The following is a 24061-nucleotide window of genomic DNA, read 5'->3' as shown; positions in this document are numbered from 1 at the left end:
CCCCGTAAAAAATCAGGAAACACCTATATAAAAGATGTTCCCTGAGCTTTAACACTAACGTCCCTTGCGTTTAGTGCGCCATCATTTCATGAGCAATGTCGTGGCCATCCATTTCTGATGGGTAGTAAGTCGGCCAGTTCGTAACTTCATCCAATAACGCTTCACGATCGTCACCCCAATACAGGTGATAATGACCAGCATCCGTGGGATAGATACTATGATCACTAAATTGAATATATTGAGGAAGTCCTTCAGCCTCTTCTTTTAATTTAAAAATATACCTTACTCCTCTATTACCTGCTTCATAAGTTAGAATTTCGTAGCCATCGGAGACATACTCCCCTGAATATTCATCTCCGTCTTTATAAAATGTCACAGTGTCGCCCTCGATTACAAGCCGATCTACATCAGTTTGGTAGCCTTCCTGATAATATTCCTTATATTCTTCTTCTGTCTTGTCACCTTCATGTTCTGCTTTATGGGCATAGACCTCATCCAGCGTTCCATCTTGATGATAAGGATATACAGACTGCCAGTCTCCTTCCCAATCAGATAGCTCCCGCTCTTTTACTTGACTGTCTTCAAAATATCCTTCATAAATTTCTTCTGATTCCTTATCATGGGAGTGACTGTGGTCGTGATCATGTTCACTTTCCTCTTCTGAACCAGAAGAAGGTTCAGATAAGGCTTTAGATAATTCCTCCAGATTTTGTTCCATTAATGTAAAGTAGTCTTCATTATTTTTAATATCATCTTCTGTTAAAACAGATAAATTGTGTATGCGTAACGTTTCTGCCTCAATTTCCTTCCTAACTACGTCTGCTACTTTAGGTGTAACATTTTGCTCAAAAAATACATAATTTAATCCATGCTTTTCAGCCGTATCTATGATCGTTTGTACTTCTTTTTGTGAAGGTTCATTAGTAGGGCTTAAGCCAGACAATGCCACCTGCTCGATTCCATAGGCTTTCTCCCAGTAGCCGTAAGCCGCATGAGAGACTATAATTTTATTCCCGGGTAAACTTTCTAGCTCTGTATGGAACTCCTGGTCTAAGCTTTCAAGCTTTTCTTTCAACTCGTCGAAATTTTTGTTAAACACTTCTTCCTTCTCCGGATTTAATTCAACCAATGTATCTTTTATATGCTCTGCCATCTGAATAGACCGAACAGGATCCAGCCAAACGTGCGGGTCTTGATCTCCGTGATTATGCCCATCATGTTCGTCTTCGTTGCTGTGCTCTTCTCCATGAGAATGTCCATCCTCACTATGCGCTTCCAAATCAATACCTTCAGCAGCTTCAAGTATCTTCGTGTCTTCCGATTCAATAGATTCCGAGATTTTGTCTGCGTAAGGTTCTAAACCGGCTCCATTATAGATGAATGCATCCGATTCAGCGATCTCCACCATTTCTTTGGAAGTAGGTTCATAAGTATGCGGATCTGACCCTGCAGGCAGAATGGATTCCACGTTCGCTTGATCTCCTGCCACCTGTTCAGCAAAAAACTGAAGAGGGTAAACCGTGGTAAAAATTTTCAATTCCTCGTCCGATCCTTGTGAATCATTTTCGCTATGATTAGCTGATTCTTCTCCACATGCAGCCAATGTGAAAATGATCGTAAATAAACTAAATATCCCTGTGATTTTTTTAAACATTTCTCTCCTCCTTTATTCACCAACATCTTATCGTAATGATTACGATTTGTAAATAGTAATCATTACACTTTTATTCAACCTAATATCACTCAATGCTCTATTCTAAAAACTAAATAAGGCATATAATAATCCGAACAATTCTATTGAATTCAGTTCGGATTATTATATGCCAATAAAGGGTTTTTACCATCGCTCCGGCAGACTTTACTAATCTCTTAGTCTCATTATTCAATTTCTTTAAAAGTACAGATAAGTTTACTCACTGATCTTCTTATTTTTTGAAAGGACCCGCTTAATTACTCTGATTTGTCCTCGATGATTTATCTCATCTTCAAGTACATGAAACCAAAGATAGTAATTGTTATAAGGGATACCGTTCTCCCAGTGTTTCTCTTTAAACAACCATTCATCATTACAGGCTTTTAGTTTGGATAAAGTCTGTTGCCTGACTTGAGCAAGTTCTTCCAGATAGTAGGTAAGACTGTTATTTCTTATCATATTTCTAGCCTGGGGGCCAAGTTCCAAGGCCTCTTTCCACTTCTTACATTCATTTTCATGAATGTCCCGTTCCTCAAATGAAATCACTTGATGCACAAACTCAATGGATGCAATATGAAGTAATAATGCGCCAATACTATTCGAGCCTTCATCTATTAGATAATCCAGTTCATCCTGTCTTAAATTCTTGACTTCCCCCAAAGTCACTTCCCTGGTATGCACCAGCATAGACACGAGTTCGCCAATCTTATCCGAGAATCCTTCCACTCTGTTTATCCTGTAATCAATCATTTATTTCCCCCCTAATACACACATACAAATTCTACCAACCTTTTCAAAAAAATATAGACTAATAATTACTAAGGGATCGTGTTACTCAAAAGGGGCAAACTGGTCTTTTCAGTTTGCCCCTTTTCGTGTATTATTTCTCAATCACATAACATGATTGGAGTGTTACTATTCCCCAGTGCAGAGTAATTGATAACCTTAGAGACGGTTAAGGTCTCCTTCCTTAAGTCTTTCTTCTATAGAATCAGCTGTTGCTCCTTTCATTTACTGTTCATCCCCAATATTTGACACCCTCCATAACTCAGGAATATAATCTTGCATTAAGGAAAGATATTTTACTAGTGTAAAAAGGAGTTCTTTTTCTATGTTGGATGTATTCAATGGGTTTGATCCAGTAGTCCAAGCCTTTGTCGCCACACTTTTTACCTGGGGTATGACAGCTTTGGGAGCATCTCTCGTCTTTTTAGGTAAGAAAAACAACCAAAAAGTGTTGGATGGAATGCTGGCGTTTTCTGGAGGAGTGATGATTGCCGCTAGTTTCTGGTCGCTGCTGGCGCCTGCTATTGAAATGGCCGAATCAAATGGAACCCCTTCATGGCTGCCTGCTTTACTCGGTTTCCTGTTAGGCGGATTATTTTTACTCATGGTGGATCGTTTATTGCCATTATTAGAAGCCAATGATAGATTTCTATATGACATAAAGGATAAAAAGGCAAAACACCGCACGTCACTTCTGGTTTTTTCAATTACCCTTCACAATGTACCTGAAGGTCTTGCGATTGGTGTGGCTTTCGGTGCTTTAGCTGCTGATTTCTCTACAGCTTCATTTACAGGTGCGATAGCATTAGCTCTCGGTATCGGTATTCAGAATTTTCCTGAAGGTACGGCTGTTTCTCTGCCTTTACGTCGGGATGGAATGTCTAAGGGAAAAAGTTTCTTCTATGGACAACTCTCAGGGGTAGTAGAACCGATGGCCGCAGTAGTAGGAGCACTGGCTGTGATCTTTATCGAACCTCTTCTCCCCTATGCTTTAAGTTTTGCCGCAGGAGCTATGATATTTGTTGTAGCCAAAGAGATCATTCCTGGTTCCCACGAGAAAGGCAACGGTCAAATAGCTTCCTTATGTTTAATGGCAGGTTTCGCTGTTATGATGACCTTAGATGTTTCCCTGGGATAAACGAATTAAAAAGATCTGCCCCATAAAGTCTAATTCTAGACTCTTTGGGGCAGATCTTTTCTCTATATCCCTCCTGCCATGCATCAGGTCCCTGTATCCGTAAAAGGACCCACTATAAAGCTGAGAGACATATTAATATAGGATATTCGCAGGAAAAACTCAGCTCCTGATAAAGTGGATGGGTAAAGAACTAATAGTTAATTAAATAGGACCCCGCTCGAGAACGGGGTCTGAAATAGGCATAGGTCATCTACTTAACAGGATAATTTTTTAGACGACGTGTTCATTATAATATACTTTCTGCTAATTTTAAAGGTAAACATTACCACACACTGTTTTGTTTAGTTCTTTATTAAGAAACGCAGTATAAGATCGCGGAATTCGCTAAAGCAAAATCCTCTCATCAACGTTTCAATCATCGTTATTATAGTAAATAAATTATAATTCCTGATTCAACTTTAATTTCCAGAATCAGATCATTTTAGTATCCAAAAGCAGTAAATACTGATACGGTACTCTTAAAAGAGAGGTGTTACCATTTACATGAAACTTGCACTTACAGTGGTTGTTGTTCTGGCAGGGATCCTGTTGGTCCAAAATAACAAGAATGACGAAGAGACAAACTCAACTAAAGACGATTGCTCAGGCGACCGATTTTGCTCGTTTGATGAACTGACCGAAGAATATGAGGAAGGGCAGGATTGGGATATTATCAAAAGTACGGAGGGTGACGGTCGCTGGCTCGTAAGCGCGATCCATGGAGGCGGGATTGAAGAAACGACCTCTTCCCTGACTAAGGCGGTTGCAGGCTCCTCTTACCCCTTTTACACCTTTAACGGAAGATTATCGTCGAATAATTTCAGCAATTTACATATCACATCCACTCGTTTTGATGAGCCGCAAGCGTTGGAGATGGTCGCAGATGCCAAGCATCACATTGCGTTCCACGGTGCTTCCGGAGATGAGCCGAAGACCATGATCGGTGGACTGGACAAAGAACTGAAGGAAATCGTCTGGCGGCATTTAGATGAGAATGGGTTCGCCGTTTCACAAGCCCCTGAAGACATCGACGGCGATCATCCCGATAACTTCGTCAACAAAACAAAAACAGAACGAGGCGTTCAGCTTGAAATTACAAGAGCGCAAAGAAAAGCATTCTATAAAAACGGTGACATCAGCTACGCGTCCCGCAATGACTCCTCGAATGAAACAGAAGACTTCAAAAAATACGTGAAAGCTATTCAAGCAGCAATGAAAGAATTTGAGTAAGAATAAAGACTCTCCACTGCCACGAATGGAGAGTCTTTTTAGGTTGAAGGCTTGATTTTAAACTCTTGCTATTTTGCTTTTTTCCTCGTCTCCTCTCTTATAAATCTTATGGGTTGTAAAAAAACTCATGAAGCATAACGCAGCAGTTACAGACAGCATAAAAAACGACCCGGCTATAACAGCTGACTTTATGGAAAATAACTGGGCTGACAAACCAATAGAGATAGTTGCTGCAATAATTAAAACCGCTTCAATCCATCCATATATACTCCCCACTCTGCCCATTATATCTACAGGTATATTATCTTGATAAAAAGTGTAAAAGCCTGCATTTGCAAACGCAAGAGAAAATGAAAGCACGCCGAATCCTAATGCAGCTGTATTAAAATGAAAAGAAAAAGCATAAATGATGTACCCTGCTGAAACAAAGAGAGGACTCAACCCAATTAACCAGGTGGTGGCTAATTTTTGAGCAAATATAGTGTTCACTACTGAACCAACCGCAATACCCACGCCTGCAATGCTCACCAAAAAACCGTACTCCGTATCCGACAACAGCAAAACCTCTTTCGAGAAAGCCGCTTCTAGTGAATCTAAAGATGCAGCCATCACCATCATGAAACTAAATAAAAAATAAACCAACATGATAGGGGAATGGTTTCGAGTAAACAGAATCACAGCGCTCCAGTCTTTCTTTAGAAGCCTCCATGAAAGGGATGGAAGGCGCTTCTGCTCAAATGCTGAGGTCTTTAACGGAGGTAATAACAATGTAATCAATCCAGATCCTATAAAGGTAACAGCATTAACATAAATCGCCATATAAGGTGTTCCTATCATAAAGAGAAACCCAGCTGCAGCAGGACCGATTAGAAACCCTCCTGAATCAATTAAACTTCTTAATGCGTTAAATCTCTTTCTCTTTTCAGGAGTAACTAATTTCGTAATATAAGTAATTGAAGCAGGCTCAAATACAGAACTTCCCATGTTAATAAAGAAGACGATTAAATATATAAGCCAGATGTATGGGACAGAAGGAAGAAAAAAGATTAGAATCGCCCTAACCACATCCATCCCTACCATCAGATTTCGCTGATTCAGCCGGTCTATGAGCGTTCCTGACCAGAAATTGGTAAACAAAGTGGATAACGGTTTTAAAATATAAAGGGCGGCCACGGCCAGCGGGGACCCCGTCCTCTCTAAAACAATTAGGTTTAAAGCAATTAAATATATCCAATCTCCTATATTTGATACACCGATACCTACTATTAACAGAAAGGGGTTTTTCCACGTGTGAAATACTTTTCTTACTTCCATTTAAAATCCTCCTTCATTCTAAATAGAATTTATTGAATTAAATAATAAAAAAATCCCACCCCCAAGACATCTGTCTTGGGGGCGAGATTCTATTTCAACGCGGTGCCACCCCAGTTTATTAATATGTCACCATATTAATCTTGTCAGGTACGACAAACAATATTGTTTATACCCTATCTCTATAACGGGAGCTCCCGTCACACCATCCCCTAAAAAAGGTTCCAATGTGATGCTCTGAGGCTTGGTTCAGTAAACAAATTCTTACTCCTTTTCACCTGGCGGAGCTCTCTGAAAAGAATTTCCGTTTACTTACTCTTCTCTTCATCGCAGTTTAATATTGGTTTATATTATCCAATTTACCATTCATTTTGTAAATGGTTTTTTATTAAAGTTGTCGTGTCAGCAAGGGGATCTCATTAAAGATTGCTTATTACATTTTATTGCGGTGCTGAATCAGCAAATAGATAAAGAAAGGAGCTCCTATACCAGCCGTAAAGATCCCTGCAGGTATATCACTTGGATAAAAAGCCGTTCGTGCGACTAAATCAGCTGTAAAAACAATGAGCGCACCAACAAAGCCGGCAGAAGGAAGTAAGTACGGAAAGGAACGCCCGACTAGTAATCTTGCAATGTGAGGGGCAACCAATCCTACGAAGCCTATAGTGCCTACAACAGAAACAGCTGCTCCGGCAAGTATGACACTAAACAACAATAATACTGCACGATGTTTTTGCACACTTAGCCCGAGGCCCGCAGAAGTGTCGTCTCCCAGTTCCTGTACATTAAGGACAGAGGAATACACAATGATTAATGGAACAATTAGTACTGTCCAGGGGAGTAGTAAACGCAAGCTTTCCCATGAGGCTCCGTAAATACTCCCAGTGAGCCAGATATACGCCTGGCTTGCAGAGTAATCAGGGCTCAACGTTAGGATGAGCATCGTACAGGCATTCATCGCTGCCGAAACGCCGATCCCGATAAGAACCAGTCGAATCGGCGTGACGCCTTCATTCCATGAAATTAAAAAGATGAGCAGTGATGCAATTAAAGCACCGCCAATCGCTGCAAAGGGCAGCCACTGAATGCCTAAACTATCCTGAAAGAAAGTGATATAACTCACAGCCGCTACTGCTGCTCCGCCAGTAATCCCAATAATATCAGGAGATGCTAAAGGATTACGTACGATACCTTGAAGAATAGCTCCAGCTATCCCTAAGCATAAACCAGCGAGCAGAGACACCGCCGCACGAGGGAAACGCAGTGTATTAATAATAAACTCATTTCCCACGTTTCCGATGCCAAACAGAGATTGACCAATTTCTACCGGGCTAAATAAAGGATCTCCCAGGCCAGGACCAACAAAAAGAGCGGCAGCGGTAAGGGCCAATAATAATAGGGTCACCAGCAGAGGTTTGACATCAATTTGAAAAGATATCGTGTTTTTCTTACTGCGAATGTTCATTTGTCTGGTCATGTTAAGCCTCCCTTCACAGGTCCCCTTACCTTTTCGTTAAACCATACCGCGCGATGTAAATAAAAAACGGCGTTCCAATTAGTGCCGTCATAATTCCTACAGGTATTTCCTGGGGCATAATAAGCAGTCTTGCTATTACATCCGCGCTCACGAGTAGAGAGGCTCCCAGAACTGCAGAGAGTGGAATCACCCATCGATAATCCGGTCCAAAGACTCCTCTCGTGATATGCGGAACGACTAAACCAATAAACCCAATAGCACCAGCTATCGACACAGAACTCCCTGCAAGAATGATGACAATAATACCTATACTAATTTTTAAAAGCGTTGTTTTCTGTCCAAGGTTTTTTGCAACGTCCTCTCCAGTCGTAAACACATTTAACGCCTTCCCCATAAACATAGCCCCAACAGCGGCGATAATAATGAAAGGTAAGATAGGGTAAAGCATATTAAGAGACCTGCCGCTTATCGAACCGGAGAGCCAGAACAGGACTTGCTGGAGACCATTCTCATCCAGTACCAGCATCGCCTGCGTCATGGATAAAAACAAAGCACTGATGGCTGATCCTGCTAAAACCACTTTGATCGGAGTCATCCCATCTCTGCCAAGCGAACCAAGCAAAAACACTAATAATCCCGCGACCGCCGCCCCCAACAGCGCCAGCCACATAATCTGTACAAGCGAAGAAAATGAAAACAAAGTAATCGCTACTACTACGAAAAACAAGGCCCCTGCATTTATTCCAAAAATACTCGGAGAAGCTAGAGGATTCCCGGTTAATGCCTGCATCAAAGCGCCTGCTACAGCTAGACTTGCGCCGATGACAGTACCCAACACTGCTCGAGGCAGCCGCTCATCCAAAACGACAACCTGGTTAATAGAAGAAGAATTAAAACGAGTAAATGCTTGAACAATATCTTCAACCACAATAGCAGTCTGACCAAAATATAAGCTTGAGAGAAAAGCAGCAAGAAATATAATTACGGCGGCGACAGTCCCTATGATTTTTGATCGCATTGTTTTTAATAAGTAAGACATAATGAGCCCTTATCCTTTGACAGACAGAAGAAGAGAGGATCCTCTCTTCTCTAGTCGTTATTTTGATCTTCTAAATCATAAATCTCATACAAATCATCAAGCATATGGTTAGCAGCAATATAACCTCCTGCGCTGTTCCATGTTACTTCATCAACATTATGCACATTGTCGTTTTGAACAGCGTCAAGTTCCTGCCAGAGAGGATGACTTGTCCATTCTTCGTAGGTCTGCTGAATTTCGTCTTTCTCCGTTCCGGAATTAAAGTTAAAGATGACGTCTGCATTCATTTCTGGAATACTTTCCTTGGACGTTAATTTCACTCCCCATGTATCTTCTTGATGATTATCGGGGCGATCAAAGCCTAACTCATTTAAAATTCCGCCACCGAAGCCAGTGTAAAAAATTCTCGCATGATCAGCACGGAAGTTCGTGATCGCGGCTTCAACAGGGAAATGACCTTCTTCTTCCATCTGCGATTTGAAATCTTCCACTCTTTCATCCCATTCGTCAAGCAGCTCATCCGAGTCTTCTTCTTTATCCAGGGCCTGACCCATCAAATCCACGGTATCTTTCCAGCCATATATCTCATCAACCATGACCGTAGGAGCAATTTCTGAAAGTTCATCATAAATATCCTCGTGCCGGTCTTTATTAGCAAAAATAACATCAGGCTGCTGTTTAGCTACTTCTTCCAGGTTAGGCTGTGTTTCTTCCCCTACTTGTTCTACGCCTTCGAGATCATCCCGCAAGTATTTATAGACTGGCTTCTCCACCCAGGACTCAACAATGGCAACGGGCTCCACATCTAGAGCCACAGCCGCATCATTGGCTCCCTGGAAGAGCGATACAACGCGTTCTGGTTCCCCTTCAATTTCGGCAGTCCCCATTGCGTGCTCCACTTCACGAGTTTCTGAATCACTCGACTGGTCTTCTGAATCCCCCGACGTGTCGTCTGACTGGCTCCCACACGCCGATAATACTAACGATAATACGAGCAGACTCCCTATTCCCCATTTATTTTTCATTTTATAACCTCTCCTTTTTATCGATTACTGTTATTTTTTCTTCAGCTTTCGTTCGATTCTGGGCTTTTGGTACCTCTTCTGGATAACCCATATGAATAATCCCGACAATCTTCTCATTTTCTTTAATCCCAATATCTTCACAAAACGAGCTGGAATTTATGTACTGATTGGTCTTCCATATCATTCCGAGCCCTTTCTCCCAGCCAAGCAGTTGAAGGTTTTGAATTAATGCACTTGTAGCTGCAAAATCCTCCTCCCACACTTTTTTCTTATCACTCTCCTCCATCACGACCACTAAGTGAGCAGGGATATGACGGTATCGTTCGATCAGTTTTTCAAGATTTTTCGTTGATAGTTTCCCGCGCTGATCCTCATTTTGCAGGGCTTCAACGATAGTTTCTTTTCCTTCATCCATAAACAGCATGAAACGCCAGGGTTCTCTCACCCCATGATTCGGAGCCCACACCGCATCATTTAACAAGTCAATGATCATATCCGGATCAATGGGGGTGCTTTTGAATTTCTTTATGGACCGACGATTCCGTATCGTTTCGACTACCTTACTCTTTTCGATCTTAAGCATTTCCTCACTCCTATATGGTAATGATAATCATTTTCACTTAAAAATAATAAAAAAAATAAACCTCAGACTGAGGAATATTCTTTTAAAGACTAACTGATAACGATTCTCATTATATATAAACTAAGGAAAAGATGCAACAAATTATCTAAATTTACTTATAAAAACATGAAATTTAATAGCTGATACCTTCCTTGAGACTTATTACAGCCCATATCTATTTCTGACATTTGTACTATTAACCTATAAGTACCACATTACATAGGAGGGTAGTAATACAATTGGAGATTACTAATTTCCATTTAGACTCGTTGACTTGAACCTGGAGTATTTCGTAGTGCTGTACACATACACGTCTTGATTACCTTGAATAATCATTTTTTCTAACGTCATCCCAATTTTTTCTGCAACTCGTTGAGACGCTGTGTTGCCGGGCTGAATTAAGGAAATAAAACGTGTTAACCTTAATTGATGGTGACCATAGTGTAGAAGCGCTCTTGCTGCTTCTGTTGCATACCCTCGACCCCAATGTTCTTTCGATACCCAATAGCCTATTTCAATCTCTTCTTCTCCTTCTATAACTTGAGGGATTAATCCCGCATGGCCAACTTGATTATTACGTTCCTTATCTTCTAAAACCATCAGCCCCAAACCTGAGCCAAGATTATATGTATGATAAATCCATTCTAGAAAGTTTTTAGCCCCTTCTCTGTCTTTCGTCTTTCCTTCCCCTATGTACTTAACCATTTCTGGGTTATTTAATAAATCAGCTAAGTACTCAAACTCATTGTCCGTATATTTACAAAACCTTAACCTTTGAGACTCGATATTCATAATAATTTTCCTCGCTAATTTGTCATTAAAGCAGTGTACTAATTACCAACAGTAGAAAATTACTAGATTTACTCCTAAACATATAATATTCTTATGCACATATGAGAAAGGACTTTCCCACCTGGATAGAATCGAGTTCGAAGATTAATTAATCTCATACTTCTTTATTAGCTCTACATCCCCATCGTCTTGGAACTCTACAAGTGAAATGTTAGTAATTAGTTGTGTAAATTCGGGTGTCATGTATTGATACCTATTTCTAAATAATGTGAGATTGTCAGGTGAAATATCTCCCATTGCCAGTGTAATATGAGGTACCCAGTTATTGGGTTTGTACAAATCGAAAACTGTATCACAGTGTCTAGTAAGCAAGTTATTAAGGGTACTATGTAATTTAGTGAGTTTATTGTTCTTTTTAACTTTCAGGTAAACTACATCAGAAGGTTCTTCAAAATAACCGAAACCTTCAATATTCACTTCAAAAGAATGAATATTCTCACTGACTTTTTCTACATCTATTTTTAATAAGTTAATATCTTCACAACTTCCCCCTTGATAACCTAAGTTAGGGTAGTCAAAAGACTGTACACCTACTGAGTTATATTCTTTTTCAAACACATTCCAGAATTCGTAAACCATATTCTTTCCCTGTCCACTTAATAAAGTAGCTAGACCTATGGTTTTTGCCATCTTTAGCCTCCCCTTATCACAATTCATCCCATCAAAAATTGAGTTGATTTTTAATATTCCACCATCAGAAAAGAATCGAAATTATGTATTATTTCTCTATATTCCATTTCATAGCGAACCCTAAAGCAACGAGTTTGGATATAAGTCCACACCCCCACCCAATTAGAAGGGAATATTCAAAAAATTGGTTAAAGCCTATTCCTCCAGCAATAAAAGCAGCACCAAGTATGGCAAAGGATACTGCTCCTTTTTGATTTTTATTCATATACACCCTCGCTTCCTATCCAGATTAGTTCTTCTAAATTTTTAAACAAACCTTACCTATAATACGAAGTCACATGAACATAGTTTCAAAAGCTTCTCTTTTCTTGGCTATCTGTCTCTCCGGTCCTGCTTAGACAAATCATCCAATAAATTTAAAGGGTGGCAATCCGCCACCCTTTGGTTTATTAAGTATAAAATATGTACCGCTAAGGAAGATGCTATTTCCGCCAAAAATTTGTATAGTCTGCTTTATCCTCAATATTAAATTTGATTATTTTCTCAAGCAATTCGTAATTGACAGGTTCATTCCAGCGAATGCGAAACAACCCTTTGGTAGAACTGTAGCCAGCTTGTTCAATGTCATCGCCAAATTTTGTCATGGCTGTTTCTTCTGGGGCAACGCTTATGTGATGTTTTGCTGTGTCTATGCCGATAATAAATGTACCATGATCAGTAAACATTGGTGTGTTCCACTTCATCTGCGGTTCCAGATTTGGGAACTTATTAGCAACCCAGACTAATATTTCTTCTATGCGGGCACGGTGGTCAGGGTTATCGATGCCTGCTAAGTATTTTTCGAAAGCTTCCAAGTTGATTCCTCCTGATACAATTTTAAGCATCAGACGATGATCGTCCTCCGCTTGTTTCCATTGAACTGTGGTTTAATTAAATATTTAACTTTTCAGACGAGACAATTACTCCATCTTCATCTACATAAACATAACCGTTAGGATTCCATACGGCATTCCCAAATTCTAACGTTACATTTTCTTGTCCTTTGCCTTCTTTTTTACTTTTTAGTGGTATTGTGCCTAGCGCAATTATTCCGATATCCGTTTCACACACTTCCATGAAATCTCTAATGTATCCATTTATTATAATTCCGGCTAATCCTCTTTCTGCTGCTATTTCTGCTAAGTTACCACCAAGCAATGCGCAATTCTTAGAAGCCATTCCATCTACAACTAAAACGTTGCCAGCGGGGATTGTTTCCAGCGCCTTTCTGACAAGGACATTATCATCTTTCACCTTAACGGTGGATATAGGGCCAAAAAAGCTTTTCTTTTTACCAAAACTTGAAAATGATGGATCGACAATACTTACCTTATCTGGATAACTATCACATAAATCGGCTGTTTTGAGTTTCATAAAATTATTCCTCCTCTTTCATAATATCAAAAACCCATTCTAAACAGCATTATCTTCAAGCATAGAAGCCAATTCCGTTTAAAATAGCAACTCCAATACTTGTTATCACTATACCAGTTATAGTGGTGACAAGTACGGTCTTAAAATCCCTTGTCTCCATCCAAACAGTGAGGCCTAGAATAATAGTGAAAAGAACACCAAAAAATAATGAAGCAACTGGATTAGTTGGAGTTATCCAATCAAACCAACTGATAAAATTCATTACATTTCCTCCACTCAAGTTTAGAATCATATTATTTATAGCCAACTTTAAATAAAGTTACGGCATTTTTTCAGCGGAGTTTTTAGCAAGGCATTCTATACTGTACTCAGGCGAAGCTTAGATTAAGGATAGACTGAATAAACAATCAATAAGCATGGGTGCATTGCTATAATTTTATTAAACTTCAAACAGTATTTATTTGTTCAGAACTGATCTTTCCGCCTAATTTAACCATATGCTAACAATATTCAATAAAATTAGTATATATCCTTCTTTATTTGTCTACTTAATTAAAAAAGCTGAAGACTTCAACTCTTAAAAAGTGTAGCTCCCTCTATTCTATTATTAGATTACAAGCCTTTGAATGATGCAACGTTCTACCATTCTTTCATCGATCCGATCCCACATTGAAGTTCCGACTATTCCAGGGCAGTAAGCATTCACTTTAATATCAAACTGAGCAAGCTCATGCGCTGCTGTCTGAGTAAGGCCTGCCTCAGCTAGTCATCTAAACATACCAATAGATTTAGAGGACATATGATATTAGGAGTATATTAACCAGGGAGAGATTGAATATATGGCAAAAAAGAAGCACCTCACATGGATATTGCCGGCCGAATGATGAGGGCATTGCAACACACGCAGAAAGAGGCTATTTTGTGCTCAAACGAACAGGTCCAAATCAAATATTAGTTTTAGCCGGCGGATCCCTTCAATTAAATGAAAGTATCACCCAAGCAGATCAACTAAGAGAGTTAGCACAAATAAAAGAACAGTCTCTTCAACAACTTGAACGATTAATACAATTTAAAGAACAAGGTTATCTGACAGAAGAAGAATTTCAAAGAGAAAAACAAAAGCTGTTACATTAATCATTATTTATCCGGCAGTCCTCCCAACAGGCAAGTCCTCTTTAAAACCATAGTGTACCTTTTAGCAAAAAGCCAAAAGGTACACTTTTGTATATCGTATTCGTATTACCCACGATTCAAAAAGGGGTTAAAATGAACGAAAAAACTGAGGGAAATACTATCTTCTAATTTTTTCAGGACCCATAAGGGCAGCTCCAATGCCGATTAAACCATAAAGCAGAAAAGAAACAACATAGCCCCATGTCCCAATAAACCATCCAGCGAGTATTGAACCCAGGACCTGTCCCAACGCCAATAGTAAAAAGGGTACTCCAATACCTAAGGAGGCGTTCGTAATAAATACACGGATTCCCCACACTAGAAGCACACCTGTTAAAAATATATAGGAGCATCCAAAGATTCCAGCGGATAAGAAAGACAATAACCAATTCCCCGATGAAACAGATAGAATAACCGGAGCTGAAGCAATCGACAAACTTCCCAACTTATAAGCAAAAGATAATCCTCTTGATTCCACTAAAGAACCGGAAAACCCTCCCAGCACGCCACAAAGACCTATAATGACCCAAAATCCAGAAAGCTGCCAATCACTATAATCACCCGTCACTTCAATAAAAGATCTGGAAAAAGTCCAGAAAGCCGCTGTGGAAACTCCCAGGGTAAGAGAGGCTATAATCAAAGGGATGGATCCTTCTACTCCTCGGATAGAGAGATTCCCTGTTTTAAACCTTACCTTCGTGCGAGTCCCGTTCTTCGGAATCGCCTGGAAATTCCATAATAATATCAAGAGGGTCAAGATCGCGTAAATTATATACGTCAGTCTCCAATTCGGTGTTAATAAAATCGCCCCTGCTCCAGAAAGGGCAATACCGAAGCTTGTTCCTGAATTGATCCATGTATTTGCTTTCCCCTGATTATTCTCTTTAATCCAAAGAGATATCGCCGCGCCATAAGGAGGAGATACGAGACCCGTGCTTCCTCCAGCAAATAACACGCCTAACGCAAGCACCCATCCATTCGGTGCGATCCCCATCAACAGCAATCCTATAAAAGCTGACAGCCCAGCTGAGATAATCATCCTTCTTGGTCCTTCTTTTGTAGTTATCACCGTGGAAAGGATAATCGTGCAGCAGTATGCTAAATAAAACAACGAAGAAGTCATCCCTGATACCAGCTCAGACATTTCAAGGGATTCATTGATATCAGGAAGAAGCAGCCCAAAACTAAACCTGGCCAATCCATAAGTAACAGCAATCATGGTCACGCCGGGGAAAACTAAACTTGAGAATTTCATAGTAGCCTCCTCACCATTAAATTATATAGAACGACCTTTCTATTTAACTGTAAAAAAATTACGATGTATGCCGGATGAGCATCCGGGCCATCGCAATAGAATGTTCTGTTGCTTTTTCCGCACCGATCAATGTGGTCATAGAGGTAGTCCCTTCAAGCAGCAGTGTGAATTGATGGGCTAAGTCTTTTTCGTTATCTTTCCCTTTCCTCTGCGCCAGTAATTGAAAGTATTTGAGCAATTTAGATTTGTGCCCCCGGGCTATATCTTCAATTTCATTATCCGTTCCTGCGTAATCTTCTATCGCTCTTAAGAACATACACCCTCTGTAGGATTGTTCTTTTAACCAGCGTCCGTGGGCTTCAACGGCAAGGATAAAAGGCGAATCTGAATCCATTTCAACATGGGAATCCAAATAGGACCAGTACCGCTCTTCCCGCTGCTTCAATACCTCCTCTACCAGGTTATCTTTTGAGGAAAAGTGGTTATAGATCGTCATCGTGGCGACGTCAGACTCGTTAATAATTTGCTTTAACCCTACCCCTCGAAAGCCATGCTCATAAAATAACCTTTCCGCTACCTGGAGTATTGTATCTTTTTTTGCAGATCGACTCATATAATCAACTTCTCCTTTATTTAGATAGAACAACCTTTCTACCTGACAGGTTATCAACTTCTTATTCAATAGTCAACTTTTAGTCATTAGAAGATTGAGTATTAATTACAATCGACAACTTATAGTTCGCGTGCTTGTTTAAAGCTGTCAAAAACTCATTTAAACGCTCATGAGTCGGAAATTTACATTCAAGAATATAACAGCCATCTCCACTGATTTTATAATTATTGATAACATATTCCTTTTTAGTTTCTACAAAGGAAAGGAGAGGTTTATGGTGGGTATCTTTTGTAATAATCGTAATAAACGCTTTAATGAAATAACCCATTTTCTCTTGATTAACCTTAATCGTATAGCCCTCAATTACTCCTTGATCTTCAAGCTTGGCCACTCTGGCTGCGGCAGCCTGCCCTGTTAAATGTACCTTCTCCCCTAATTCTTTCATGGTAATCCGGCTGTTTTTGGATAACTCTTCTACAATTCGAAGATCTGTTTGGTCAAGCACCTCATCAAATCCTTTCAAAGTTCAAGTCAAATGGCTGAAAGACTTGATTGCATCTATGTATTACTCTATCATCTCCGTTTAAAATATAACGTAGATTTTAGAAAAGGAGTGGTTACTATGGATATTAAACTTATCCGAAACGCAACCTTAATTGTTGAATACGCAGGCAAAAAGTTTCTTATAGATCCAATGTTAGCAGAGAAAGGCACGTACCCGCCATTCCCGAATTCAATCAGGCAGGATCAGAATAACCCTTTAGTTGATTTGCCAGTATCCCTCGACGATGTGATAAAAGATGTCGATGCTGTCATTGTCACTCATTTACACCTCGATCACTTTGACGATTCAGCTAAAAATGTCTTACCTAAAGGTATTAAAGTGTTCGTACAAAACGAAGAGGATGCGCAAGAAGTAAAAACGGCGGGTTTCCAAAATGTAGAAGTTTTAACAGAACATACGGATTTTGACGATGTTCGGTTAATCAAAACAACTGGCCAGCACGGTAGAGGGGAAATCCTTAAACTCGCCGGCGAAGTATGTGGCATCGTCTTTAAACATCAAGATGAGAAAACATTATATGTTGCGGGAGACACTGTATGGTATGATGCCGTCCAAACAGAAATCGATACCCACCAGCCCGATATCATTGTTGTAAACGGCGGCGACAATCAATTCTATGAAGGTGGCTCTCTTGTCATGGGGAAAGAGGACATCAAAGAAACCCATGATGCTGCACCTGATGCTACAATCATTGTCGTTCATACGGAGGCTGTTAACCATTGGACGTTATCTAGAGAGGAGCTAAAAGACTTTATTAACCAAGAAGGAATCGTCTCCGATGTTTTAATTCCTAATGACGGTGATTCTTACTCTTTTTAATACTGCGCGAGTCGAAGCCCCAACAAGAAAGCGATGGTAAAAATCCTTTCCTGGTCCATAAATAATCCGGACTGATTTCATCAGAATCGTTCGGATTATTTTTTCTTCTTTCTCCAGTTCTATAATCCCAGGGATGACAAGATGAATTGTGCTCTAGATCTTCCAATAAGGGAATATTCAAATGGGGCATCGGTAAATGGAAGGAGGGATATTGGGGCATTTTCTAATTAGCCTTGTCCTACACATAATAAAAATGGGGTATAAGGCGGCATTCTTATTTAGTGATTTAATCGCCCAATCAATTTCGGTGTTAAGAGTGCCTTCTTTAATATAATATTCAATCAGTATGTTCGATTTCAGGTTGCATGAGAAAGGTGAGCACTTTGAATGCTCACCTTTTTCGACTTATTAAATATTACGCCCCTTACGTGAAAAACTCAATATCGAGATAAACTAAAAGAACTTCCAGTAAGATGATTTGAACCCGTCGAAGGCTCTAGAATCCAGCTCTAGTACGCTCCAGGATGCCATTAGTAAACTGACAAACGCTTTGCTTGCAATTTAAAAAATAGTTACATAGAATGACTAATTTCCATTTTAGAGTAATATGACCCAGCATGTTCAGGTCCTATGGCACGATAATTGTCTTATTTTTCTAATAACTACTGAAGAGATGTACACCCTATGGTACTATAGTAAAAGGAAACTATTTCAATTGGAGGGAAAATATGAATAAAAAATTTTTAGTTCATTCCACGATTGCTGGTATCATGACTTTCTCTTTATTTACACCTACGGCCTTTGCTCACGATATGTTAGATGATGCAGGGATTGAAAAAGGTGCTCATGAAGCAGACCTAAATGCTATCCCTAAAATTGAAGGGGACAAGAGTCTTTCGAATTGGAAAGAAGTTGCAGCGATGCCTCTAAAAGAGTATGACGGAATCAAAAATAATACTGCAGACGTTTATTCTCACAAGGGCTATGCTTATTTAGGTACGCATACACAGAACGGCGGAGAAGGCGGAGTTCGAATCTTTGATATGAAGGATCCTAAGAACCCTGAAGAAATTGCCAAGTTTGCAGATGACATTCCTGGCACGTGGCAGGAAAAAGTGATTGTGAAATCTGTGAACACACCTGACTTTAAGGGAGAATTAGCGGCGGTGAGTGTTCAGCAATTAGATAGAAGTCACCCTGATTCTAAAGGCGGCTTCCTCTTATATGATGTATCTGACCCACATAATCCAGAAAAACTTGGTTTCTGGGAAATGGACAAGCGTGTGCCAGGAACTCATGAATTATACTTAACGGTACAAAATGGAAAGCCATTTGTACTATCAGCAAATCCTTACGCCGACTACTATACTCATGGGGAGAATAAAGATTTCGCGTTAGTAGACGTCTCGGATCCGAAGCAGCCAGAAACCATTTATGAATTTGACCCTCGTACACTCCCTGAAGTCTCAGACAACTTTAACGGCTATCACTGGGATTCCCCTGATGGAAAAACAAGACCGGTTTTCAATCATAGCGCTATAACCGATACCAATGGGGACACGGCCCTCTTATCCTTCTGGGATTTAGGTACGATCATTCTCGATATTTCTGACCCTTATAACGTAAAATATGAAGGCCGTACGGATTATGCGCCAGACGTACAAGGCTCTGCTCACTCTGCAGCTTTAGCGAAGGGTGGAAACGTGTTGATTGAAACAAGAGAAGTCTATAACCCTGTTAAAGAGGGGTACGAAGAATCGTATGGATACACTAGAATTTTTGACATTAAGGACCCTGCCAATCCAAAAGAACTGAGTACGTTTAAGACGGATTTAATTGATAATGTTGAAGATGGCATCACATTTGCCAATACGGTACACGACCCTAAAGTACATGGCAACACCTTATACCTGTCTCACTATGCAGGTGGCCTAATTGCTGCTGACATTACAAACCCTGCAAACCCGGTTCAAACAGGACAATACCTGCCTGAAGGAGCTTATTTCTGGGGTGTGGATGTAGACCGAAACTATATCCTCGCTTCTGATATGGATAATGGATTAAAGGTTTTACAGAAAAACAACAGCAAATAATTAAGAAATTGCTTATACTTCAGGCTGTAGACTTTTTCTACGGCCTGAGCTGTTTTTCCTCCATTTATGATTTACCGCGTTTAGTTATTGTCAGGCTTTTTGTGGATTTTAGAATAATCACTTGTTGCGCTTCAGACATTTGTTCAATCCTTTTTAAGATTTTTGGTCTTTTAGATTTGGGATCATCCCACATCTGGTCTGATTTTATTTTGGTACTGCGGTGTTCTTTTAAGGGCACGGTAGATACAGATTGTTCTAGGACTTAATCGCCTTGCTAGTGTAGATTTCCCTGATTCACCAGTACCGATAGGTATAACTTTTTTCATAAATAACTCCTTAATAAACAAATCCCGGCCAATTCTTTTTAAAAAAATTGTCCTTATTTGATAATCTGATAATAGCCCCTTATATGGAATTACAAATAATCTGCTAACCTTGAATCAATTAATAGTGCTACTAAACGTTCGTTTTGTAATCCTAAAGATAGTAAACTATTATACCTGTAATTAACGCAATAACTACAGGGAATAAGTAAAATATTATAATATTCAAAGTGGTAACGTCCTCACTTTAAAAAGGCTGTATAGTACTTTAAGTGGCTCCGTCCACAGTATAAAACACCAAAGAAAACACTAAGAGGTACACCATAATATATATTAAAACTCCCTTAACTTATAGATTTCACCTACATAAATTCCAATTATTTTCCAAAACACCTTCAATCACTCTAGTCATTTTAAACATTTCGGTTTTATATTTTAATCATATTCACGAATGGTCAATGCAAGTTGTCCAAAGTCTTAAGATTTCAATTAGATCGAACATGTGGGATTTCCTATTAACCACAACTTCCCTGATAGTTGAAAAACTAAAAATCACAAAACTACGTTTAGCGTGGCTGTTCATTTTCAGGATAGTTTAGCGGCACCTTTGAGGCGCTCTTCGAACTGACCCGCTGCAGCATATATTCAAGCAGGAAAAGATAATCCTTCTGATTGCCTGTGTTTTTAGAAAGCTCGGATAATTGTTCTAAAATATATAGGCAGTCATTTTCGTAGAGGCTATAGTTATCAAACCCAAAGATCGTCTGACGGGCAAACTCCCATAGATCCTCGTGAACCTCTTTATCCATCGTTTTACTTAGCAGGGATACCATCGTTAAAAGCTCCGTCATAACGATCGAGTTCTGATTCGCATACTCACGAATGGAGGCCAATCCCTTATGAAGGTAATACCGAAAATCCTTTTGGTTTAAGATAATACGAAGCTGCTCTTCCTCGTCGAAAAGGTAGGGAGAGAAATTGGTCGACTGTCCAATGCTTTTCAGCAAATCAGTGATCTGATGAATCGTATTTGTAACTGTAAGTGGGTCATTATGACCTAAGGCCTTAACGGCTACTTCGGCAAGCTTAATCAGCCCGTACTCCAGGTCCTGAATTTCTGTTTGTTTGACCCCGATCTCAATAGACTTGAAGTAGCGCTCGGGATTCATGGTTTGTCCGTATTCCCAATACGTTAGCAGCGGTGTTCCTTCTACTACGAATTCTCCAATTCTGACGTCAAATTTTAAGAGGCTGTTGTATCTACTCGCCTGTTTAATCAGTCTTGAAAAGTCAGCAACTTGAAGATAGCCGGATTGATCGGCTTTTATAACCTTTCCATCAGACTCAAGGGGCAGGGATTCCTTCTCTATTTCCTTCTCAAGGCGGTAAGGTTTTAATTCTTTTTCTAGAGAAGCCTGCACCGATTTTGACTTGGCGTTCATATTGAAGCTGATATTATGCACCTGCATCCAAGTCGTCGTATGGTTAATAAAATAAATAAAGGTCACTGCAGCCGTAACAGCCGTCAAGATGGATAAAACCGGTGTCGCGACAATGTACTCCTCTTCTTCATGTGTAACGTATAAGAAGTTTAAGAGCACATAAATAAAACTGCCGTTAAAAATACCGAGTACGTGCTGAGTCGCTCGGTCACTGACAAAGTTTACAAGCATTTTGGAAGAAAACTGTCCGCTGAACGTCGTCAGGGCGACTAGCAGGGAGTTAATTGTAAAAGCACTTAAGGTCAGTACCCCGCCTACGAGTGCACTCAAAAGAACCTGCAGCGTTTGTCCGCTAAAACCGATGGCAGGTGGTAAATATAAGCTGATATCAACCACGTAATCAAGATAAAAGGTGAAAACCGATAAACCGATCGCTCCAACGATATACCATAAAGGCATAAACCAGAGAGTTGATTTTAATTCACTTTTCCGCTGACGTCTCGACATTTTAAAATACTTCTTTATATAGTAAAAGAACCCCATATGATCCCCAATCCATTCCTAAGATTATTAAATACTTCTATTTCCTACCCCGGAAAGAAGTAAACTAATCTAAAATTTAATGTTTCCATTAAACAGGAAAATTATTGAGAAATCCCCTGGGCTCCTTTACTTTATGTTAAATTTCCGTATTGATTTTTTAAGACTTGATTCCAAGATGACTGAAGAGGAACTCGGACTAGTATATAGGACCCTGTAAAGAACAGTAACTTGTACGATTCTTAACATTAATCATCTGGCTCTATAATGATGCCGGGTACCTCCTACACTCTCACGAGGAATACCTACGGTTGACGCTTTGCCCCCTTCATGTTGAAAAGATTTGTCACTGAAAGTTTTCAACTTCCGTTTCAGTTAACCATTTATCTATCGCTTTAACAGAAAAGTAGTACTCATGATCAATCTTTATGTAAGGAATTTTACTTTTAATAACGTTATCTTCTTTTTCAGGCAATATCTTTTCAAGTTGCTCGTCACTTATGCCTAAGTATTCTTTTAGTTCTGAATGACTCATTAATTGGCGTTCGTCTTGTGCTGGATGGACGGTAACTTGTTCAACTGCATTTTGAGAACCACTATCATTTAATGCACTAGACACCATCCAAGCTCCAGCAAAAATACATAATCCTAAGAATATAAGAGAAATATTAGTTGTTAATTGTCTCAAAATTATCCTCCTTTAATGAGTTTATCTAATTTCTCTTCAATTCTATTTAATTGTCTTCTTCTTTGCTTAACCACCAAAACAAAATTAACAATTCCTACTATTATAGCAATTAAAATAATGAAGAAAAACAGTTGTACTATCATATCCCCAATATTCCAACTGCCTGTTGCTGATAATGTAACCATATGTAATCCTCCAGTATTCAAGCTCAAAAAATTTAACACAAGTATTTCAAAATATAGTATTTTTTCTTTATCGGAATATAAAAGTATTTACGTCCTGAATTAAGAAATACTTCTTTTTTCTAAAGAACGTTACTGATTTTGACGATAAGATTTTATAATTTCGGCATATTGTGTATCTCCTAAGCCATAGTCTTTGAAGTTATCAATAAGGAGAGGCACAAGCTCTTTTATCGGAACCTCTTGATGCTTTTGAATATACAACATAAGATCACTATCTTTCTTAAGATAATTCAAATAAAGCTCAATCCCCATGTTTAAAGGGCTTGGATAAACTTTTTGAGGAGAAGTTTCATGTATCACTACTTGCTTGTAGAGCTGATAATATCCTTTTACTTTTAAGCTGTAATAATTTACAGGTTGAAAATGTTCACCGACAAGATGGAGATCAACTGAACCTTTATAATCTGTTTGGTCTAACCAGGCGAGGATGGTGAGAAGATTAATTTGACAAAACATATCCTCATCAAACCATAGTGCTATATGATCAAAATTTCCACAAAAGACAGGCTCCAATGGGTTTAGTGTAATTTCAGCATATTGAGCTGGCGTTACATGATGAACCTTCGCGCGTATTTCGGTAAATTCATCGGAAAATAAATCCTCGCATGCTGCCCCATAACACATTGCCTCGTTAAAGGGAATCATCAGTTCGGGTTCAAGAAAATGTGTCTCTTTAAAATTCTTATACATTTCTGTTCCATTTAGAATTTGTACTGTTCCTGTTCGAATCACATTAACCCTCCCTGCTTTATTTTATAAACGTTGACTTTAATTATACAAGATTTCCCAGTAATGGACACTTATATTGTCAAATCTTCTTTCTAATAACTTTTCAAAAATATGGTCGTTACCGGGGAAACTGATCGCCTGCGGATCCTCGTATGCATTAGGATAAATTGGCACCTGTAAGTAATATCGTCTCGTCATCTACCCGTACCCCTTACTGTATACACAGAATTTGTTTTATAAGATGTTGTAAAGAATACCGCTCTTTCATATTGCATACAGTCCGACTTAAGTTTAAGTATGAGAATTTAAAGGAATTACCAT

The 24061-nt window shown here is 39.3% G+C and carries 26 protein-coding genes, 2 pseudogenes and 1 other annotated feature; of the genes and pseudogenes, 5 read left to right on the top strand and 23 right to left on the bottom strand.

Annotated features, from left to right (window positions below):
• Positions 1–70 precede the first annotated feature (70 nt).
• Positions 71–1654 (bottom strand): zinc ABC transporter substrate-binding protein AdcA, encoded by a 1584-nt coding sequence (locus C1A12_RS05020; protein WP_101842738.1) that lies wholly within the window; start codon positions 1652–1654, stop codon positions 71–73.
• Positions 1655–1909: 255 nt separating this feature from the next.
• Positions 1910–2443 (bottom strand): DinB family protein, encoded by a 534-nt coding sequence (locus tag C1A12_RS05015; protein ID WP_101842737.1) that lies wholly within the window; start codon positions 2441–2443, stop codon positions 1910–1912.
• Positions 2444–2804: 361 nt separating this feature from the next.
• On the opposite strand from C1A12_RS05015, the gene C1A12_RS05010 reads away from it, so the two are divergent.
• Together C1A12_RS05010 and C1A12_RS05005 are read left to right on the top strand one after the other, a co-directional pair.
• Complete coding sequence (locus C1A12_RS05010; protein WP_101842736.1) at positions 2805–3617, top strand: ZIP family metal transporter; 813 nt, start codon at positions 2805–2807, stop codon at positions 3615–3617.
• 543 nt (positions 3618–4160) lie between these two features.
• The gene (locus C1A12_RS05005) at positions 4161–4886 is read left to right on the top strand and encodes a poly-gamma-glutamate hydrolase family protein (RefSeq protein ID WP_101842735.1); all 726 of its coding nucleotides are present in this window, start codon (positions 4161–4163) and stop codon (positions 4884–4886) included.
• A gap of 57 nt (positions 4887–4943) precedes the next feature.
• Here C1A12_RS05005 and C1A12_RS05000 read toward each other — a convergent pair whose 3' ends face one another.
• The 12 genes and pseudogenes from C1A12_RS05000 to C1A12_RS20920 all read right to left on the bottom strand — a co-directional run.
• Positions 4944–6200 (bottom strand): MFS transporter, encoded by a 1257-nt coding sequence (locus tag C1A12_RS05000; RefSeq protein WP_101842734.1) that lies wholly within the window; start codon positions 6198–6200, stop codon positions 4944–4946.
• A 74-nt stretch (positions 6201–6274) separates the two neighbouring features.
• Positions 6275–6534 (bottom strand) — a binding site (T-box leader).
• A gap of 96 nt (positions 6535–6630) precedes the next feature.
• Positions 6631–7674 (bottom strand): iron ABC transporter permease, encoded by a 1044-nt coding sequence (locus tag C1A12_RS04995; protein WP_101842733.1) that lies wholly within the window; start codon positions 7672–7674, stop codon positions 6631–6633.
• A gap of 25 nt (positions 7675–7699) precedes the next feature.
• Positions 7700–8713 carry an iron ABC transporter permease gene (locus tag C1A12_RS04990; protein WP_101842732.1) on the bottom strand — a complete coding sequence of 338 codons (1014 nt, stop codon included), beginning with the start codon at positions 8711–8713 and terminating at the stop codon, positions 7700–7702.
• A gap of 50 nt (positions 8714–8763) precedes the next feature.
• Positions 8764–9738 carry an ABC transporter substrate-binding protein gene (locus C1A12_RS04985; protein ID WP_101842731.1) on the bottom strand — a complete coding sequence of 325 codons (975 nt, stop codon included), beginning with the start codon at positions 9736–9738 and terminating at the stop codon, positions 8764–8766.
• Between the two features lies 1 nt (position 9739).
• On the bottom strand, positions 9740–10321 hold the full coding sequence (locus tag C1A12_RS04980) for a nitroreductase (protein WP_101842730.1): 582 nt from the start codon (positions 10319–10321) through the stop codon (positions 9740–9742).
• A 288-nt stretch (positions 10322–10609) separates the two neighbouring features.
• A complete protein-coding gene (locus C1A12_RS04975) occupies positions 10610–11152 on the bottom strand; it encodes a GNAT family N-acetyltransferase (RefSeq protein WP_101842729.1) in 543 nt (180 codons plus the stop codon).
• Between the two features lie 144 nt (positions 11153–11296).
• Complete coding sequence (locus C1A12_RS04970) at positions 11297–11842, bottom strand: 2'-5' RNA ligase family protein (protein ID WP_159462141.1); 546 nt, start codon at positions 11840–11842, stop codon at positions 11297–11299.
• 88 nt (positions 11843–11930) lie between these two features.
• Positions 11931–12107 carry a hypothetical protein gene (locus tag C1A12_RS21040; protein ID WP_159462140.1) on the bottom strand — a complete coding sequence of 59 codons (177 nt, stop codon included), beginning with the start codon at positions 12105–12107 and terminating at the stop codon, positions 11931–11933.
• 217 nt (positions 12108–12324) lie between these two features.
• A complete protein-coding gene (locus tag C1A12_RS04965) occupies positions 12325–12696 on the bottom strand; it encodes an iron chaperone (protein ID WP_101842727.1) in 372 nt (123 codons plus the stop codon).
• A 76-nt stretch (positions 12697–12772) separates the two neighbouring features.
• Positions 12773–13255, bottom strand: a complete 483-nt coding sequence (gene rraA, locus C1A12_RS04960; protein WP_101842726.1) for a ribonuclease E activity regulator RraA — start codon at positions 13253–13255, stop codon at positions 12773–12775.
• Positions 13256–13310: 55 nt separating this feature from the next.
• Entirely contained in the window at positions 13311–13517 is a 207-nt protein-coding gene (locus C1A12_RS04955) for a hypothetical protein (protein ID WP_101842725.1), read from the bottom strand.
• Between the two features lie 345 nt (positions 13518–13862).
• Positions 13863–14000 (bottom strand): annotated as a pseudogene (locus C1A12_RS20920) (acetoin reductase); the annotation flags it as partial.
• Positions 14001–14086: 86 nt separating this feature from the next.
• Here C1A12_RS20920 and C1A12_RS04945 point away from each other — a divergent pair.
• The gene (locus C1A12_RS04945; protein WP_101842724.1) at positions 14087–14389 is read left to right on the top strand and encodes an SHOCT domain-containing protein; all 303 of its coding nucleotides are present in this window, start codon (positions 14087–14089) and stop codon (positions 14387–14389) included.
• A 157-nt stretch (positions 14390–14546) separates the two neighbouring features.
• Here C1A12_RS04945 and C1A12_RS04940 read toward each other — a convergent pair whose 3' ends face one another.
• The 3 genes from C1A12_RS04940 to C1A12_RS04930 all read right to left on the bottom strand — a co-directional run bounded on the left by C1A12_RS04940 (position 14547) and on the right by C1A12_RS04930 (position 16801).
• Positions 14547–15683: an MFS transporter gene (locus C1A12_RS04940; RefSeq protein ID WP_101842723.1), complete on the bottom strand. Its 1137-nt coding sequence runs from the start codon at positions 15681–15683 to the stop codon at positions 14547–14549.
• 58 nt (positions 15684–15741) lie between these two features.
• Entirely contained in the window at positions 15742–16296 is a 555-nt protein-coding gene (locus C1A12_RS04935) for a TetR/AcrR family transcriptional regulator (protein ID WP_101842722.1), read from the bottom strand.
• 79 nt (positions 16297–16375) lie between these two features.
• Entirely contained in the window at positions 16376–16801 is a 426-nt protein-coding gene (locus tag C1A12_RS04930; RefSeq protein ID WP_101842721.1) for an Lrp/AsnC family transcriptional regulator, read from the bottom strand.
• Positions 16802–16918: 117 nt separating this feature from the next.
• Between C1A12_RS04930 and C1A12_RS04925 the strand changes: the two genes are divergently transcribed.
• Both C1A12_RS04925 and C1A12_RS04920 read left to right on the top strand, forming a co-directional pair.
• Positions 16919–17680, top strand: a complete 762-nt coding sequence (locus C1A12_RS04925) for an MBL fold metallo-hydrolase (protein WP_101842720.1) — start codon at positions 16919–16921, stop codon at positions 17678–17680.
• Between the two features lie 728 nt (positions 17681–18408).
• Positions 18409–19773, top strand: a complete 1365-nt coding sequence (locus C1A12_RS04920; RefSeq protein ID WP_101842719.1) for an LVIVD repeat-containing protein — start codon at positions 18409–18411, stop codon at positions 19771–19773.
• A gap of 64 nt (positions 19774–19837) precedes the next feature.
• Here the strand turns inward: C1A12_RS04920 and C1A12_RS21205 are convergent.
• The 6 genes and pseudogenes from C1A12_RS21205 to C1A12_RS21035 form a co-directional block, all read right to left on the bottom strand.
• Positions 19838–20099 (bottom strand): annotated as a pseudogene (locus C1A12_RS21205) (hypothetical protein).
• A 563-nt stretch (positions 20100–20662) separates the two neighbouring features.
• Positions 20663–22045, bottom strand: a complete 1383-nt coding sequence (locus C1A12_RS04910; RefSeq protein WP_159462139.1) for a DUF2254 domain-containing protein — start codon at positions 22043–22045, stop codon at positions 20663–20665.
• A gap of 379 nt (positions 22046–22424) precedes the next feature.
• Complete coding sequence (locus C1A12_RS04905; RefSeq protein WP_101842717.1) at positions 22425–22766, bottom strand: hypothetical protein; 342 nt, start codon at positions 22764–22766, stop codon at positions 22425–22427.
• Positions 22767–22768: 2 nt separating this feature from the next.
• Positions 22769–22951: a hypothetical protein gene (locus C1A12_RS04900; RefSeq protein ID WP_101842716.1), complete on the bottom strand. Its 183-nt coding sequence runs from the start codon at positions 22949–22951 to the stop codon at positions 22769–22771.
• 129 nt (positions 22952–23080) lie between these two features.
• Entirely contained in the window at positions 23081–23743 is a 663-nt protein-coding gene (locus C1A12_RS04895) for an AraC family transcriptional regulator (RefSeq protein WP_101842715.1), read from the bottom strand.
• A gap of 36 nt (positions 23744–23779) precedes the next feature.
• Complete coding sequence (locus tag C1A12_RS21035; RefSeq protein ID WP_159462138.1) at positions 23780–23938, bottom strand: hypothetical protein; 159 nt, start codon at positions 23936–23938, stop codon at positions 23780–23782.
• Positions 23939–24061: the final 123 nt, after the last annotated feature.

Source organism: Halobacillus sp. Marseille-P3879 (assembly GCF_900240285.1).
Taxonomy (GTDB): domain Bacteria; phylum Bacillota; class Bacilli; order Bacillales; family Halobacillaceae; genus Halobacillus_A.
This window is presented reverse-complemented; position numbering and strand designations above follow the sequence as displayed.

Coding starts and splice junctions, on each gene's coding strand:
- C1A12_RS04955 (WP_101842725.1), bottom strand. CDS start 13,517: ATGAATTTTATCAGTTGGTTTGATTGGATAACTCCAACTAATCCAGTT.
- C1A12_RS04925 (WP_101842720.1), top strand. CDS start 16,919: ATGGATATTAAACTTATCCGAAACGCAACCTTAATTGTTGAATACGCA.
- C1A12_RS05000 (WP_101842734.1), bottom strand. CDS start 6,200: ATGGAAGTAAGAAAAGTATTTCACACGTGGAAAAACCCCTTTCTGTTA.
- C1A12_RS04990 (WP_101842732.1), bottom strand. CDS start 8,713: ATGTCTTACTTATTAAAAACAATGCGATCAAAAATCATAGGGACTGTC.
- rraA (WP_101842726.1), bottom strand. CDS start 13,255: ATGAAACTCAAAACAGCCGATTTATGTGATAGTTATCCAGATAAGGTA.
- C1A12_RS04975 (WP_101842729.1), bottom strand. CDS start 11,152: ATGAATATCGAGTCTCAAAGGTTAAGGTTTTGTAAATATACGGACAAT.
- C1A12_RS04910 (WP_159462139.1), bottom strand. CDS start 22,045: ATGTCGAGACGTCAGCGGAAAAGTGAATTAAAATCAACTCTCTGGTTT.
- C1A12_RS04920 (WP_101842719.1), top strand. CDS start 18,409: ATGAATAAAAAATTTTTAGTTCATTCCACGATTGCTGGTATCATGACT.
- C1A12_RS04900 (WP_101842716.1), bottom strand. CDS start 22,951: ATGGTTACATTATCAGCAACAGGCAGTTGGAATATTGGGGATATGATA.
- C1A12_RS04980 (WP_101842730.1), bottom strand. CDS start 10,321: ATGCTTAAGATCGAAAAGAGTAAGGTAGTCGAAACGATACGGAATCGT.
- C1A12_RS04995 (WP_101842733.1), bottom strand. CDS start 7,674: ATGACCAGACAAATGAACATTCGCAGTAAGAAAAACACGATATCTTTT.
- C1A12_RS21040 (WP_159462140.1), bottom strand. CDS start 12,107: ATGAATAAAAATCAAAAAGGAGCAGTATCCTTTGCCATACTTGGTGCT.
- C1A12_RS05005 (WP_101842735.1), top strand. CDS start 4,161: ATGAAACTTGCACTTACAGTGGTTGTTGTTCTGGCAGGGATCCTGTTG.
- C1A12_RS04985 (WP_101842731.1), bottom strand. CDS start 9,738: ATGAAAAATAAATGGGGAATAGGGAGTCTGCTCGTATTATCGTTAGTA.
- C1A12_RS05020 (WP_101842738.1), bottom strand. CDS start 1,654: ATGTTTAAAAAAATCACAGGGATATTTAGTTTATTTACGATCATTTTC.
- C1A12_RS04940 (WP_101842723.1), bottom strand. CDS start 15,683: ATGAAATTCTCAAGTTTAGTTTTCCCCGGCGTGACCATGATTGCTGTT.
- C1A12_RS05010 (WP_101842736.1), top strand. CDS start 2,805: ATGTTGGATGTATTCAATGGGTTTGATCCAGTAGTCCAAGCCTTTGTC.
- C1A12_RS04970 (WP_159462141.1), bottom strand. CDS start 11,842: ATGGCAAAAACCATAGGTCTAGCTACTTTATTAAGTGGACAGGGAAAG.
- C1A12_RS04935 (WP_101842722.1), bottom strand. CDS start 16,296: ATGAGTCGATCTGCAAAAAAAGATACAATACTCCAGGTAGCGGAAAGG.
- C1A12_RS05015 (WP_101842737.1), bottom strand. CDS start 2,443: ATGATTGATTACAGGATAAACAGAGTGGAAGGATTCTCGGATAAGATT.
- C1A12_RS21035 (WP_159462138.1), bottom strand. CDS start 23,938: ATGACGAGACGATATTACTTACAGGTGCCAATTTATCCTAATGCATAC.